Origin of the sequence: uncultured Pedobacter sp. (assembly GCF_913776295.1) — a bacterium.
Classification (GTDB): domain Bacteria; phylum Bacteroidota; class Bacteroidia; order Sphingobacteriales; family Sphingobacteriaceae; genus Pedobacter.
On record NZ_CAJYOJ010000064.1, the window covers coordinates 16,656 to 30,297 of the forward strand.

Below are 13,642 nucleotides of genomic sequence, written 5' to 3' on the forward strand. Positions count from 1 at the left end.
TATGAAAAAATTATATCTAGTAGCTATTGTGCTGACGATGTCATTACCTGGCTGTAAAAAGTTTTTGGATGAAAAATCTGATATGAAGTTGGCCGTACCAGAAAGGCTTGACGATCTGCAGGCGCTGCTGAATAACGAAAATTTAAACAACGCGGTAGATCCGGGCGCGGCTGAGGTTAGTGCTGATGATTATTTTGTGACTGATGCAGACTTGAACAGTTTGTCAAATGAGCAAAACAGAAGGTTATATACATGGGAAAAGGACAATTTATTTACCAGTGCAAACTTTCCAAATGATTGGCAGTACCTATATACATTAGTCTATACCGCTAATACCATTTTGGAGAATCTGGAGAAAATCGAGCGGACTTCGTCAAATGCTGCCCAATATGATAATATAAAAGGGCAGGCATATTTTAATCGCGCACGTGCTTACTACAATGTGTTACAACTTTGGTCTGTAGGTTATAATAGCAATACAGCAAGTGCCGATTTAGGCCCGGTAATAAGAGAATCTACTGATTTTAATAAAACTTCAGTCAGATCATCCGTAGCCAAGGGCTATAATTATGTTCTTGCTGATCTTTTTGAAGCCAAACGCTTGCTGCCAAATGTATCGGTACATCCGCTTCGCCCTGGTAGGCAGGCATCTTACGGATTACTTGCCCGTGTTTATTTAAGCATGAGAGATTATGGAAAAGCCGCGCTATATGCAGATTCGTGTCTTAAGATTAAAGCTGTTTTATTGGATTATAACCAGATCAGCACTACGCCGACATTTCCTTTTGCCAGGTTCAATGCCGAGGTTATTTACGAATCTGCTGCTTCTATTCCGCAGATTTTAAATAATTCAAGGGCAAAGATTATTCCAGATTTGATCAACCAATATGCAGCTAACGACCTGAGGAAAGTCCTCTATTTTAAGAATAACAATAATGGAACCTTTGGCTGGAGGGGAAGTTACAGGGCAGGACAAGGTGCATTTCCGGGTATTACGGTTGATGAGCAATACCTTATACGCGCAGAATGTAATGCGCGTTTGGGAAATTTTCAAGCTTCGGTAGATGATCTGAATACGCTATTGATCAAACGTTTCAAAAGTGGTACTTACATTCCTTATACGGTCAATTCACCGGATATTTTAAGTTTGATTTTAAAAGAGCGGAGAAAGGAGTTGGTAATGAGAGGTTTACGCTGGACTGATTTAAAGCGGTTTAATCTTGAGGGCGCGAACATTACGTTGAGAAGAACCGCCAACGGAATTAACTACGAACTTAAACCCAATGATAAGAGGTATGCCCTTGAAATTCCGCAAGATGTGATTGCAATAAGTGGTATTGAGCAAAATCCAAGATAAAAATTAGTGGGGAAAATTTCCCCACTAATTTTCTAATTACTGTTCTGGTGTACGTTGAGCCGATAATTGAAGAATCTCATTGTCGGTTTTTCCAGCCAAAAAAGCTTGAAGGTCTGATTGCGTGGTAACTGTTTCCGGAACTTCGATAACACATGGCAATGGCTCATTATCTTCAGTGCATTGCGCCGAAGGCTCCGAGGTATGCATGTACTTTGTGTAATCTCTCAAATTATTGTCTGGATTTGGTTGGTAAGCCCAGAAAGTAGTTGCTCTGGTAGTAGTGAAAGCACTTTGTGTTGCGATAAGGCCGAACCCCAATACGAGGGCTACAAGGCCTAAGTTGATTTTTTTTAACATGTTTTTTTAGTTTGATATTTCTTGCTTATCAAATAGGGCTTAAGCAGCTAGCCCTGCTGTTTGTTTTTCTTGGCCATCAATACAGCTTGTAGTTTTTTAATCTGTTGGCTTGGCCAGGGCCATTGTAGAGCTTTTAATCTTTGTCACGTACCTCCGGCTTTAGTGTAATAAATAGGGAAAGAATTGAGGCGCTAATAAAAAAAATATTGAAAATAAGGTGAGCTTTCCAGCCCATGGCTTTAATGATGCCACCACAACTGCATGGTTTTTTGGGAAAATATCCTGAAATGATGAGTATAATATATCCCGTAAAAACCAGCATGAGTAAGAGAGACAAAATCATGCCTGCCTTATTTGTTCTTTTAACCAATAGCAATATTGCAGTAAGTATTTCCAAAAGTGGTATTGCATATAATAGCACAAGTGTTACACCCGGACTGAAAACTTGCAGACTCATTTCCTGTTTGTAAGCCTGAAAGTCAGCCAATTTGCTGCCTGCGGTATATACCCAGAGTAAAATGAATGCTGCTGAAATAACCTTTACTATCGATGTCTTCATATCCGATTTATTTGTTATTTCGAAATTGGAGCTTTACCTGCTAAATCATGTCACATATACATGGGAAAAACATAGATATTGAAAAGAATAGATGACGGCTACATGGGTTATAACGGTAAAATTTTACGATGGAATACTTAATTTATGGGATATGCTTTTTATTTGTGTTTCTCATTGCACTTAAGGTACTGCTATGAATACCTAGGTATGATGCCACATCTTTGACTGCAGTCTGGCTAAAAATTGTCGGAAAAGATTCAAGAAGTTGACTTAGCCTTTGGTTAGCATTTTGCGTTTTTAAGCCAATCATGATCATGATCAATTTTGCCAGTATTTTCGCATTAATTTCATCATTCAAATTGGCAGATTCGCGGAAGAGTTTGTGTATGTTATCTCTGTGTTTTGTGGGGATGCTTAAGACAGCTGAGTCTTCTAAAAATTGTATAAAAAGCTGCCCTTGCATATACTTAGAGATGGATTTAAAATCTGGCAGCATATCTTGTGATTGGAAGAACATAACGGTAATCTCCTGCTCATTTTCAATGTCATAAATATATATTCTTCCACTGCCTTTAGCCAGGTAACAAAAATGGCCGATTACTATATTATTGAATGCGATTTTTTCCATTTTCCTAAAATCGGTTTGGCACATCGAATAGCTAAGGTAGGCGCGGAAGCCGATGGAAAGTTTATGATAGGAAGATAATTTAGAGAGATATTGTTCTTTTTCCATAACCCGTTTTTTAAGGTAAAGAAATGCATATTTTAAAGTTTGTCAAGTTGCTGTTGCAGCAACCCCCGGCAACCCCTTTATTTTTTTGATTTAAGAAAATAAAAGGCGCAGATCTGTTATATTTGAGCCATGAAATAAAAATTAATTTACATATTGATATTATTAGCAATAGCTATTTTACTGTTTTAGAAAACCGCAAAACTTCAAAAAGACACAGGAAAAATAGACGGTTGCCTACGCCATGCGTGGGTGCCTGTTTATCTTGTGTCTGGGCATTTTGCGGTGCCTCTAAAGCGGATATCAGGTTAACCCACGCTTTTTATGGATAGTTCCTACCAGTCAAATTATTTTCTTCTTAATCTGCCCATCGCAGAACTTCCACTATCCGAAAATTTTAAGCTTAGAAGTAAATTAATGGGTTTTTTTACCCTTCAGGATATTATCGGAATTAAACAAAAAGAGTTATCTACACTGGAGGATTATTCAGAACACTGGTATCTGGAATTTGTAGATTTCTTATACAGAAAAGAATTATTGAACCTGCTTGGTTAGCATTTGAGCTGGGCAATGCTTAACATGGTCGCAATTTTTTCGATTACCTTTTGAATATCTTTATCTAAATGCCCATAGTATGCATTTTTGAAACTTTTTTCCGATATCACCTCTTTTTCAGCAGTACTATAATGTTTCGTAACGTATTGATGTAATGCCTTCGGACTGTTTGTTATGATAATGCCCGCCTCAACCTGTAGATTGATAAAGAGTGCAAGCTGCCTAACGGTAAAGGTTACTTTAAAATTGTTTTCTAAAATCCCGCCGCGACTCAGGTCTTCGGCTATGGTATCTATTGATCGGAGATAGCTTATTTCGCTTTCGATGTACCTCAAGATAGCTTCATTAATATCTGGCAAATTTCTATTGTATGGTGTGCTGATGGTTTTAAAAACCTGTCCAATCAGTTTTTTAAAGAAATGGATTAATCTGTATTGCTCGCTAATATTTTCGCAGTTCTGAAGCTCATCATTAAGGTGGCTGCAGCATGAGTGATAAAAAGACGGATGATTAAAATTCAATGATACAAGTAGGAGTACGATATCTGAGAAATCCAAAGCTGGAACAAATGTATTTAACGCAGTTTTGAGTGAATCAAAAAAGTCGTACAGATACTTAGCCTGTTCAAAAGTAAAACGCCCTTGATAGTTATTCAGATGTTTGAAGATCTGCTTAAACAGGATAATGGTTTGAGTGTCCGAATGCAATTCTTCAAGTCTTTTCTGGATTTGGCAGGAATTTTCTGCAATATCTGAAATGAGTTGTTGCTGACTAATTGCTGAAATTGGGCAATCAAAGTCAAAATAATAAGGTAAATGTTGCTGGAGGTCTGAAACCATTTGGTTGAGTAGGTTGACTATGCTATTAATCTCCTCATTTCTGTGTTTTTGATCAGCATAAAACTCACCCTCAGTTATTACAGTTTCTAATTCATTTATTAACTGCATCAGTCCTCTTTGATGTTGCCTGACGTATGCCTTTGATCTATCGGGCTCAACCTGCATAGTATGATATAGAATGGAACTGACTATCCGTTTACTTTCTTTTAAAATTTCTTCTTTTGGCTTCTTAAAAGGGCATTGATCTGACGCTTCATTTATAACCGCATCTAATATTAATTCCCTGAAGCTTAAAATTTCGTACGTCATTTGCTTAATCGCCAAATTGCCTAATTCTAGCTTTTTTATTTTTAGCTTTCGAATTAACTTGGTGAAATTCAGCGTTAGCGTGGTGAAACTGAGTTTTAACGGTTGTTGGCTGTTATAAATTCGTTGTATTGATTTTAAACAGCTGGATCAGCATTTAAATCAGGAGGGGAAGGAATTAAAAGGCTTGCCGATTTTTTAGCTCAGACGATTATCTGCTAATGTATTATTGCAGATGGTTTTCTATTGCGCCGGAGATCTGGTTGATCTCGGCCACGCCTAAGAAAAGGTGATGACCGTTTCCGGTGAGTTTATAATCAGGAGTTAACTCTTCAGGATCGATTTCTTCTGCTTTCATTAAGATCCAGTCAGATTCCTGTTTTCTTAAAATTCCTAAAAAGCTCTCCGGAGTAAACGATTTTAAAATAATCGTCTTTTGGAATAATCTCCAGCGTTATGGCCTGATCGTGGTGATTGATTTCAATATTAAATGCAGTCATAATCTCAAAAACTCTGCATGCCGCTTATTGATTCGGTATAATATTATAGCTTACCAGATTAACCAATACTTAGGTATAAATATTGACTGTTGAAACCGATTAATTGTTTGAACTACTGCCCAACAACTAACCGGTTTAAACAATTATATTTTAATCTACTCTTCCCGGATATTGCTTCAAGGCTATTTCTAAACAGTCCATAGCGGTATTTAAATCATCTGTATTTAATACGTAAGCCATACGAACTTCATTTTTACCAGAACCGGCAGTAGAGTAAAAGCCGGTGGCAGGTGCCATCATTACCGTTTGGTTTTCATGGTTAAAATCTTCTAAAATCCACTGACAGAATTTATCGGCATCATCAATCGGGAATTTGGCTACTACATAAAATGCCCCCCCCGGATTAGGACAGAAAACGCCATCAATATTATTTAAGCGGTTTACCAAAGTATCTCTGCGTAAAGTATATTCGGTATTTACTTTCTCAAAATAACTGTCTGGTGTATCAACAGCTGCTGCACCGGCAATCTGTTCAACCATACCCGGGCTTAATCTTGCCTGAGCAAATTTTAATCCTGAAGCTATAACTTCGTTGTTTTTAGTGATTAAACAGCCTAAGCGTGCACCACAGGCACTATAACGTTTAGAAACGGTATCCATAACCACCACATTTTCATCCAGTCCCTCTAAATGCATTGGCGAAATAAATTCCCTTCCATCGTAACAGAATTCGCGATAAGCTTCGTCAGAGAATAAAAACAGATCGTATTTGACACAGAGTGTTTTTAAAGCTTCTAATTCTTCTTTGGAATATAAATAACCAGTTGGATTATTGGGATTGCAAATAATAATCGCTTTGGTTTTCTCAGTAATCAACTTTTCAAATTCTGCAATCGGTGGTAACGCGAAACCATTTTCAATGTACGAAAGGATCGGTTTCACTACCACATTGCTCATACAGGCAAAGCCATTGTAATTGGCGTAAAAAGGCTCTGGAATGATGATTTCATCTCCTTCGTTTACGCAGGTTTGCATAGCAATGGTAATGGCCTCAGAACCGCCAACGGTTACCAGGATATTTTCTGGTGTAATGTTATAGCCCAGTTTATTATAATATTCGGTAAGTTTTAAACGATAGGCAAGTGTACCTTCAGACGGGGTGTAGGCCCAAACATTAAAATCAATGTTTTTAATGGCGTTTAACATTCCTTCAGGTGTTTCTATATCTGGCTGACCGATATTTAAATGGAAAACTTTTTTACCATCTTTTTTAGCTTGATCTGCAAATGGAGTTAACTTTCGGATTGGTGATGCAGGCATCTGCACACCTTTTTGTGAAATTTTTGGCATGGCACAAAAATAAAAAAGTCCGGATGAAAATCCGGACTTTTTAAATATTATCGTTTAAAAAAATTATTTGGAAGATGCGGCAACTGTTTCACCTTTAATGTAAAGCACTTTAATTGGCGTTTTAGCATTTGAAGTAATGGTTACGGCTTTAGAAAAAGTTGATGGGCCGGCAGCAGCATTAAAGGTTACAGAAATTACACCTGTCTCACCTTTTTTAATTGGTGTAGAAGTATATTTAGGTACGGTACAGCCACAGCTTGCTTCAGCTTTGGTGATGATTAACGGCGCCTCGCCAATATTGGTATATTTGAAATCGTATGTTACTGGTTTGTTCAACACAATTTTACCAAAATCGTGCGTTTCCGACTCAAATTTAAACTCTGCAGGCTTGGTTTGTGCATTTACTGCAAGCCCAAAACCTAAAACAAAAGCGAATAATACTAAGATCTTTTTCATGTTATGCGGTTGTAATTTATTTTTTTAAATTCTAAAACAAATTTAATGTTTTCTTCATAAAACAAAAACTATTCCAAGTATATTTTGCAAATCGATATATAATTTTACAATAGAGGATAAAGGCAAGCTTTTAATTTTGCCTATATTTGCCGCAACCAATCTTTGATTACTATGCCGAATGAAAAATTGATGACCAAAACTATTGATGCTTCCGAACTTAGTTTTAACGATTTTAAATCTATCGTTATAAACGACTATAGAATTGCCTTCGAAAGCAGGCAGGCCAGTATTTTAGGCCGTAGGGAAGTATTAACAGGGAAGGCTAAATTTGGTATTTTCGGCGACGGTAAAGAGGTTCCGCAATTGGCTATGGCGAAAGCCTTTAAAAATGGCGATTGGCGTTCGGGTTATTACCGCGATCAAACTTTTGCCTTTGCAACAGGGATTTCTACCATTAAAGAATTTTTTGCACAGCTTTATGCCAATCCAACCGATGGCGCTGACCCATTTTCGGGAGGAAGACAGATGAACTGTCATTTCGCAACAAAATCGGTTAATGAAGATGGTAGTTGGAACGATTTAACACAAATTAAGAACTGCTCATCTGATATTTCGCCAACGGGTGGCCAGATGGCCCGCCTGGTAGGTTTAGCTTATGCTTCTAAATTATTCAGACAAAATAAAGAACTGGATTATTTAAAACACTTCTCTGTAAACGGAAATGAAGTGGCGTTTGGTACCATTGGTAATGCATCAACTTCGGAAGGGGTATTTTTCGAAGCCATTAATGCTGCTGGTGTTTTACAGATACCAATGGCCATTTCTATTTGGGATGATGACTATGGCATTTCAGTTCCGGCAAAATATCAAACAACTAAAGAAGATATTTCCGAAGTTTTAAAAGGTTTTCAACGTAATGCTGATCAACCGGGATATGAAATTTATAAAGTAAAAGGCTGGGATTATCCCGCTTTATGCGAGGTGTATGAAAAGGCAATACAGGTTTGCAGAGACGAACATGTGCCTGTTCTAATTCATGTTACCGAGCTTACCCAACCTCAGGGGCACTCCACCTCCGGATCGCACGAAAGGTACAAATCAAAAGACCGTTTATCCTGGGAAACAGAGTACGATTGTATCCAGAAAATGCGTACCTGGATGCTCGAATCGGCGCTGGCAACAGAAGAGGAAATTACAACACTCGAGAAAAACGCAAAGGTTTTTGTACGCGACGCGCAAAAAGAAGCCTGGAATGAATTTCTGGATAGCATTAAACCAGAGCAAAAACAGGTGGTTGATCTTGTTAGAGCCATCGCTAAACATCAGCCCGAACTGGCAAAAATTGCTGCAAATTTAGCTTCAATTGCCGATGCGCAACGCAGGGAAGTATTTGCTGCTGCACGCAAAGCCATACGTTTGTCAGCTGGTTTTAACAGTCCTGAACGTAATGAGCTATTAGCCTGGTATAAACAACAGGATCATTTAAATTATGACCGTTACAATTCCAAGCTGCATACCAACGGTAAAGAAAGTCCGGATACGATTGCATTGGTTGAAGCCATATATGATGAACAAGCTAAAATGGTTGACGGTAGGGAAGTACTCAATGCCTGCTTTAATGAAAACTTTGCACGCGATCCACGTTTAGTTGCTTTTGGAGAAGATTTAGGGAACATTGGAGACGTAAACCAGGGTTTTGCAGGCTTACAGGCCAAATATGGAGAATTAAGGATTACCGATACCGGAATCAGGGAAATGACGATAATGGGGCAGGGAATCGGTTTAGCGATGAGGGGTCTGAAGCCAATTGCCGAAATCCAATATCTTGATTATCTGATTTTTGCATTAAATGTGCTCAGCGACGATCTGGCATCGCTTTCTTATCGAACCAAAGGAATTCAAAAAGCGCCGGTTATTGTACGTACCCGTGGTCATCGTTTAGAAGGCATCTGGCATTCCGGTTCACCAATCAGTATGATTTTAAGTACGTTAAGGGGAATGCATGTATGCGTGCCCAGAAATATGACCCAGGCTGCCGGTATGTATAATACGCTTTTTAGGGCTGATGAACCAGCAATTGTAATCGAATGTTTAAATGGTTACAGACTTAAAGAAAAACTGCCAGCTAATGCCGGAGAATTTACCGTGCCACTAGGCAGCGCTGAGGTTTTGGAAGAAGGAACTGATGTTACGGTTATTTCATATGGTTCTTGCTTAAGAATAGTACAGGAGGCGGCAGAAGAGCTGAGCTTGTTCGGTATTTCTGTCGAAATTATTGATCCTCAAACGCTCTTACCTTTCGATACCACACAGGTTTGTGTAAACTCGCTTGCCAAAACCAACAAATTGCTGGTAGTAGATGAGGATGTTCCTGGAGGGGCTTCTGCTTATATTCTTCAGAAGGTGCTTGAAGAGCAAAAAGGCTATTTCTATTTAGATGGTCAGCCAAAAACATTATCGGCTAAAGCGCATCGCCCCCCATTCGGATCAGATGGTGATTATTTCAGTAAGCCATCCATTGATGATGTGATCGAAGCTGTTTACCAGATGATGCATGATGCAAATCCCAATAAGTACCCCTCACTATTTTAACTAAGGGTCTAGTACAGATAATTTTAGCCTTTTACAGCCAAATTTCTTGTTTATGTTACAAATGATTGTAATTTTGAAGTAATGGTAAAAAAAATGTGACTCGTCCGCCTTTTTTACCTTTATAAGCCAAAATTTACTTTTGTAATTTCAGAATGTCTTATCTCATCCCGGATATAAACGCTGTAATTTCAAGATTTTTAATGAATTTTTCAGCTCAGATAATTAATTAGTTCGGTCTGAAAATGAGGTCCTGTCTTGGAAATATCCAGTTAGTAAATAAAGTATGTCTTCTAAAAAAAGGCATGCTGTTTCTTTTTTTTTCATTCCTATGTACGGTAGGCTTCAGCCAGATCGCTGCACCACAGAAAAAACTGGATAGTCTTTTAAAATTAAATCAGAAGAATTCGAAATCAGACTCTACTAAAATTAAAATATTGACGGAAGTTTACCGCCAATACATGAGGATGAAAAATGTAGAAAAGGCGGAAGAATATGTCGGAAAAACCATTCAGCTTGCTCATGAGAAAAATCTGAAAAAATTTTCTGCAATGGCTTATTACCGCAGAGGTTTAATGTACCATGGGAGGTCTGAATATGAAAAAGCAGAAGAAAACTATCAACAGGCGGTTACTGAGTTTAAATCGGTAGGAAATTTGGATATGGTAGCCGGTACTTACCTTAACCTGGGAGCCTTATATAGTAGTATCCCTGATTATGCTAAATCATTGGAGGTAAACCAAAAAGCTATCGCTATTTATGAAAAAATGGGCAATGAAGTTGATCTGGCAAGTTGTTATACCAATGTCTCAACGATTTATCAGCGTTTGGGCAATCAAAGTCAGGCCCTTGTTTACATGAACATGGCGCTAAAAATATTTACTAAAGATGGAGAAAATACGAGAGGGGCGGCAGTTGTTTATGGCTTAATCGGAAGCAATTATTTCGAGGCTTCAGATCGTGAGTTAATGGAAATGAATGTGATGCCCGGCCAAAAGATAAAACTGGCATTAACCTATTATAACAAATCGTTGAAGGTATCAGAGGCTATTGGAGATTTAGGCATAATCGCTACGGTCAAAAGAGAATTGGCCGACTTGTATACTTCAACAGGACAAAAGGATATAGCATTAAAATCATATCAAAAATCGGTTGAGCTCAATAAATCGGAAGAAGATAAAGAAGCTTATGCAGCAAGTTTATATGCTTTAGGGAACTTTTACCAGAAAGAAAGTGATTTTGAAAATGCAATTATCTTGCTCAATAACAGTTTAAAAATTGCAGAAGAAAACAGACTGCTTGATATAGAAAAACAATCGACCTTAGGTTTGAGTGTTGTATATGAAAAATTAAAAGATTACAACAAATCCTTAGCTTACTATAGACGATATATTGTGGTTAGAGATAAAATTTTTGATCAGGAAAAGGAAAGGGAAATTACCAGAAGGCAAATGCAGCTTGATTTTGGCATTAAGGAACGTGATTATTTATTGAAACAAAAACTTACGGAAGGCGAGTTGAAAAGGCAGCAGCAGGAACTTGAACTGAAGAGACAACAATTGGTCTTGATTGATAAAGAAAAAGCATTGGATCTGTTAACTTTTCAAAAAGCGAAAGCTGATCTTGATCTTCAGCGCCTGGCTCAGGAGAGTAAATTTGCCAAAGCTAAATTTGAGGCACAGCTAGCCAGCGGAATAAAGGATAAACAGATTAGTAAGCAGGTACAACAGATTAAATTTGATAGTCGTGTTAAATTATTTCTTACCACAGCCACGATGCTGATTCTGATTATTGCCACGGTTATATTTTACAACCAGCGCAAAACAAAGCGTTTGAATATCATTATTAATAACCAAAAACAGGAGTTAGAGCAGCTAGGTAAAGTTAAAGACCGTATTTTTAGCGTGGTGAGTCATGATATGCGTACCCCTGTAAATTCTTTAATTTCCTTTATGCAATTGCTTGAGGGCGGTAATATTGAGCAGGAGAAGTTGAAACGGTATGCGGTTTCATTAAGAAATAACCTTACGTACACTTCCACCATGATGGAAAACCTCCTGAATTGGGCAGCCAGCCAGATGCAGGGCTTTAATCCATATTTAGAAACGTTGGATATTTACGAACTAATTAGTGAAGTTATTCTTTCTTTGCAACATCAGGCCAGTGGAAAAAGGTTGACTATTCAAAATTTGGTGCCCCCCCAAACATTTTGCAGGGTAGACTCGAATATGTTCATACTCGTTATTCGAAACATCATCAGTAATGCTATTAAATTTACTCCGGATGGTGGCACCATTACCATTAGTATGCTTACAACTGAAAGTATGCCTGAGATTAAAATTTCTGATACAGGTATCGGTTTAACAGCCGCACAGATCGAACACTTTAACAAGACAGGTTATTCTGGTGTGGCAGTGAGTACTCTGGGTACCAATAAAGAAAAAGGTACTGGCTTAGGGTTGTTACTTTCCCGGACGTTTATAAGCCTGATGAATGGTAAAATCAGCGCAGGCACCAATCCTGGTGGAGGTAGTTTTTTTAAAATAACGTTGAATAAATAATTTATTTTGAAAATCTCGACAAAATTTTCTTATCGATCGATTTTTCCAGCAATTCCTGCCTGTTAGCAGCACTTATCGGAACTGAAAAGTTATGCGCTAAATGAACTTCATGAGTAGTTAAAGTTACAATATGATTTACATTAATAATATATTGTTTATGCACCCTAAAGAAAATTTTGGAAGGCAATTGTTTTTCCAGATTTTTCAAGCTGACCAAAATAACATGTTTATCAATACGGGTAAACAGTTTTGAGAAATCACCCATACTTTCTATGTAAATCACATCATTATATTTCAGCTTCGTTATACCTTTAGTCTCTCTAAAAAAGAAATAATCCCCGTCTGTTTTATCTTCAATGCTGATGTGATCTACCTGAAGTTTATTTACTTGTTTCCTCAATTCAATATATTCAATTGCTTTATTAGCAGCTTTCAATATCCGTTCGAAGGTTGCAGGCTTAACAATAAAATCCAGGGCGTCCAAATTAAAGCTTTCTGCCGCATACTCGCTAAATGAAGTAATGAAAATAAATAAAGGCTGTTTTTTTAAGCTCTTTAATAAATCCATACCAGAAAGTTCTGGCATATCGATATCAGAAAAAACGATATCAACTAAAGTGGTTGATAAAATTTGCGAAGCTTCTATACCATCAGTACAAACAGCAATAATATCTAATGATGGGATTTTTTTAAGATGCATTTCTATGGCATCCCTTTCAATTTCATTATCATCAACAATTAAACAGCTGTATTTCATTTCGATATCAGGATATAATTAGTTTGGAAAACTGTTTCTATTTTAAAGCATGTAATTTACGCTAAAATGTCAATTATTATGCATTCAATATATTGTTTGTTTATAAAGTCAGATTTATTTCTGGTGTTTCTTTTTGCCGGTGTATAATTTCTCTCCAGCTTTTACGGCCAATGATAAATCATTTTCTGCTGGTGGCACAGGGCAGCGGTAGCCATCACTATAGGCACAATAAGGGTTATAGGCTTTGTTAAAATCAATTTCGATGTGATTATCTGTAATTTCTTTTACATTCAGATCAATGTACCTGCCACCACCATAAGTTTCCTGATTGTTGGTTTCATCTGTAAAGGGTAAAAAGAGGTGGTCTTTATACATGGGATTATTGGCTAAAGAAATACTTTTGTACAAAGTCATTTGGATTTTCTCGTTATGGAGAACAAAGTTTACATGTGCATACTTATAATAATCACTGCTAGAGCCATTAAAAGTAGGCATCTTAAAAACTTTTTCATTCTTTAGTAATTCTATGTCGGCTAAAATTTTATAGGTGCTATCTGCGTCATAAAAGTGCAGGTTTTGCAAGTCACTTTTTTTAAGTGGCGATCGCTCGTCCTTAATGAAATCCTCTTTATAAGCCTCACGATGTTTTGCAATCTGTTCAGCATAACTTTGGGCAAAGCTCTTTATGCTGATTAATAGCAATAAAAGGGTGATGATTTTCATTTG

General features: G+C 37.4%; 13 protein-coding genes. 4 read left to right on the top strand and 9 right to left on the bottom strand.

Going from position 1 to position 13,642, the window contains the following annotated elements; translation table 11 throughout:
- Window position 1 precedes the first annotated feature (1 nt).
- The gene (locus QZ738_RS13845; RefSeq protein ID WP_293788351.1) at window positions 2-1,357 is read left to right on the top strand and encodes a RagB/SusD family nutrient uptake outer membrane protein; all 1,356 of its coding nucleotides are present in this window, start codon (window positions 2-4) and stop codon (window positions 1,355-1,357) included.
- A gap of 36 nt (window positions 1,358-1,393) precedes the next feature.
- Here QZ738_RS13845 and QZ738_RS13850 read toward each other — a convergent pair whose 3' ends face one another.
- The 3 genes from QZ738_RS13850 to QZ738_RS13860 all read right to left on the bottom strand — a co-directional run bounded on the left by QZ738_RS13850 (window position 1,394) and on the right by QZ738_RS13860 (window position 3,006).
- Window positions 1,394-1,714 (bottom strand): hypothetical protein, encoded by a 321-nt coding sequence (locus tag QZ738_RS13850; protein ID WP_293788352.1) that lies wholly within the window; start codon window positions 1,712-1,714, stop codon window positions 1,394-1,396.
- 133 nt (window positions 1,715-1,847) lie between these two features.
- A complete protein-coding gene (locus tag QZ738_RS13855) occupies window positions 1,848-2,273 on the bottom strand; it encodes a MauE/DoxX family redox-associated membrane protein (protein WP_293788353.1) in 426 nt (141 codons plus the stop codon).
- A 142-nt stretch (window positions 2,274-2,415) separates the two neighbouring features.
- A complete protein-coding gene (locus QZ738_RS13860) occupies window positions 2,416-3,006 on the bottom strand; it encodes a hypothetical protein (protein WP_293788354.1) in 591 nt (196 codons plus the stop codon).
- 321 nt (window positions 3,007-3,327) lie between these two features.
- Here QZ738_RS13860 and QZ738_RS13865 point away from each other — a divergent pair, with 321 nt between their 5' ends.
- The gene (locus tag QZ738_RS13865) at window positions 3,328-3,558 is read left to right on the top strand and encodes a hypothetical protein (RefSeq protein WP_293788355.1); all 231 of its coding nucleotides are present in this window, start codon (window positions 3,328-3,330) and stop codon (window positions 3,556-3,558) included.
- Here the strand turns inward: QZ738_RS13865 and QZ738_RS13870 are convergent.
- The 4 genes from QZ738_RS13870 to QZ738_RS13885 all read right to left on the bottom strand — a co-directional run bounded on the left by QZ738_RS13870 (window position 3,555) and on the right by QZ738_RS13885 (window position 7,009).
- The gene (locus QZ738_RS13870) at window positions 3,555-4,706 is read right to left on the bottom strand and encodes a hypothetical protein (protein ID WP_293788356.1); all 1,152 of its coding nucleotides are present in this window, start codon (window positions 4,704-4,706) and stop codon (window positions 3,555-3,557) included. The two genes, QZ738_RS13865 and QZ738_RS13870, sit on opposite strands and share 4 nt — an antisense overlap.
- 223 nt (window positions 4,707-4,929) lie before the next feature.
- Complete coding sequence (locus QZ738_RS13875) at window positions 4,930-5,061, bottom strand: hypothetical protein (RefSeq protein WP_293788357.1); 132 nt, start codon at window positions 5,059-5,061, stop codon at window positions 4,930-4,932.
- Between the two features lie 292 nt (window positions 5,062-5,353).
- A complete protein-coding gene (locus QZ738_RS13880) occupies window positions 5,354-6,553 on the bottom strand; it encodes a pyridoxal phosphate-dependent aminotransferase (protein WP_293788358.1) in 1,200 nt (399 codons plus the stop codon).
- 63 nt (window positions 6,554-6,616) lie between these two features.
- Entirely contained in the window at window positions 6,617-7,009 is a 393-nt protein-coding gene (locus QZ738_RS13885; protein WP_293788359.1) for a DUF1573 domain-containing protein, read from the bottom strand.
- A gap of 171 nt (window positions 7,010-7,180) precedes the next feature.
- Between QZ738_RS13885 and QZ738_RS13890 the strand changes: the two genes are divergently transcribed.
- Window positions 7,181-9,601: a thiamine pyrophosphate-dependent enzyme gene (locus QZ738_RS13890; RefSeq protein ID WP_293788360.1), complete on the top strand. Its 2,421-nt coding sequence runs from the start codon at window positions 7,181-7,183 to the stop codon at window positions 9,599-9,601.
- A gap of 302 nt (window positions 9,602-9,903) precedes the next feature.
- Window positions 9,904-12,159 carry a tetratricopeptide repeat protein gene (locus QZ738_RS13895; RefSeq protein WP_293788361.1) on the top strand — a complete coding sequence of 752 codons (2,256 nt, stop codon included), beginning with the start codon at window positions 9,904-9,906 and terminating at the stop codon, window positions 12,157-12,159.
- Between the two features lies 1 nt (window position 12,160).
- Here the strand turns inward: QZ738_RS13895 and QZ738_RS13900 are convergent, their stop codons facing one another.
- On the bottom strand, window positions 12,161-12,916 hold the full coding sequence (locus QZ738_RS13900; protein WP_293788362.1) for a LytTR family DNA-binding domain-containing protein: 756 nt from the start codon (window positions 12,914-12,916) through the stop codon (window positions 12,161-12,163).
- A gap of 114 nt (window positions 12,917-13,030) precedes the next feature.
- Complete coding sequence (locus tag QZ738_RS13905) at window positions 13,031-13,639, bottom strand: DUF1684 domain-containing protein (protein WP_293788363.1); 609 nt, start codon at window positions 13,637-13,639, stop codon at window positions 13,031-13,033.
- Between the last annotated feature and the right edge of the window lie 3 nt (window positions 13,640-13,642).

Excerpts from the sequence above, each read along its gene's own strand:
- QZ738_RS13855 (WP_293788353.1), bottom strand. The coding sequence starts at position 2,273 with ATGAAGACATCGATAGTAAAGGTTATTTCAGCAGCATTCATTTTACTC.
- QZ738_RS13905 (WP_293788363.1), bottom strand. The coding sequence starts at position 13,639 with ATGAAAATCATCACCCTTTTATTGCTATTAATCAGCATAAAGAGCTTT.
- QZ738_RS13875 (WP_293788357.1), bottom strand. The coding sequence starts at position 5,061 with ATGAAAGCAGAAGAAATCGATCCTGAAGAGTTAACTCCTGATTATAAA.
- QZ738_RS13900 (WP_293788362.1), bottom strand. The coding sequence starts at position 12,916 with ATGAAATACAGCTGTTTAATTGTTGATGATAATGAAATTGAAAGGGAT.
- QZ738_RS13880 (WP_293788358.1), bottom strand. The coding sequence starts at position 6,553 with ATGCCAAAAATTTCACAAAAAGGTGTGCAGATGCCTGCATCACCAATC.
- QZ738_RS13845 (WP_293788351.1), top strand. The coding sequence starts at position 2 with ATGAAAAAATTATATCTAGTAGCTATTGTGCTGACGATGTCATTACCT.
- QZ738_RS13885 (WP_293788359.1), bottom strand. The coding sequence starts at position 7,009 with ATGAAAAAGATCTTAGTATTATTCGCTTTTGTTTTAGGTTTTGGGCTT.
- QZ738_RS13850 (WP_293788352.1), bottom strand. The coding sequence starts at position 1,714 with ATGTTAAAAAAAATCAACTTAGGCCTTGTAGCCCTCGTATTGGGGTTC.
- QZ738_RS13865 (WP_293788355.1), top strand. The coding sequence starts at position 3,328 with ATGGATAGTTCCTACCAGTCAAATTATTTTCTTCTTAATCTGCCCATC.
- QZ738_RS13895 (WP_293788361.1), top strand. The coding sequence starts at position 9,904 with ATGCTGTTTCTTTTTTTTTCATTCCTATGTACGGTAGGCTTCAGCCAG.
- QZ738_RS13870 (WP_293788356.1), bottom strand. The coding sequence starts at position 4,706 with ATGACGTACGAAATTTTAAGCTTCAGGGAATTAATATTAGATGCGGTT.
- QZ738_RS13890 (WP_293788360.1), top strand. The coding sequence starts at position 7,181 with ATGCCGAATGAAAAATTGATGACCAAAACTATTGATGCTTCCGAACTT.
- QZ738_RS13860 (WP_293788354.1), bottom strand. The coding sequence starts at position 3,006 with ATGGAAAAAGAACAATATCTCTCTAAATTATCTTCCTATCATAAACTT.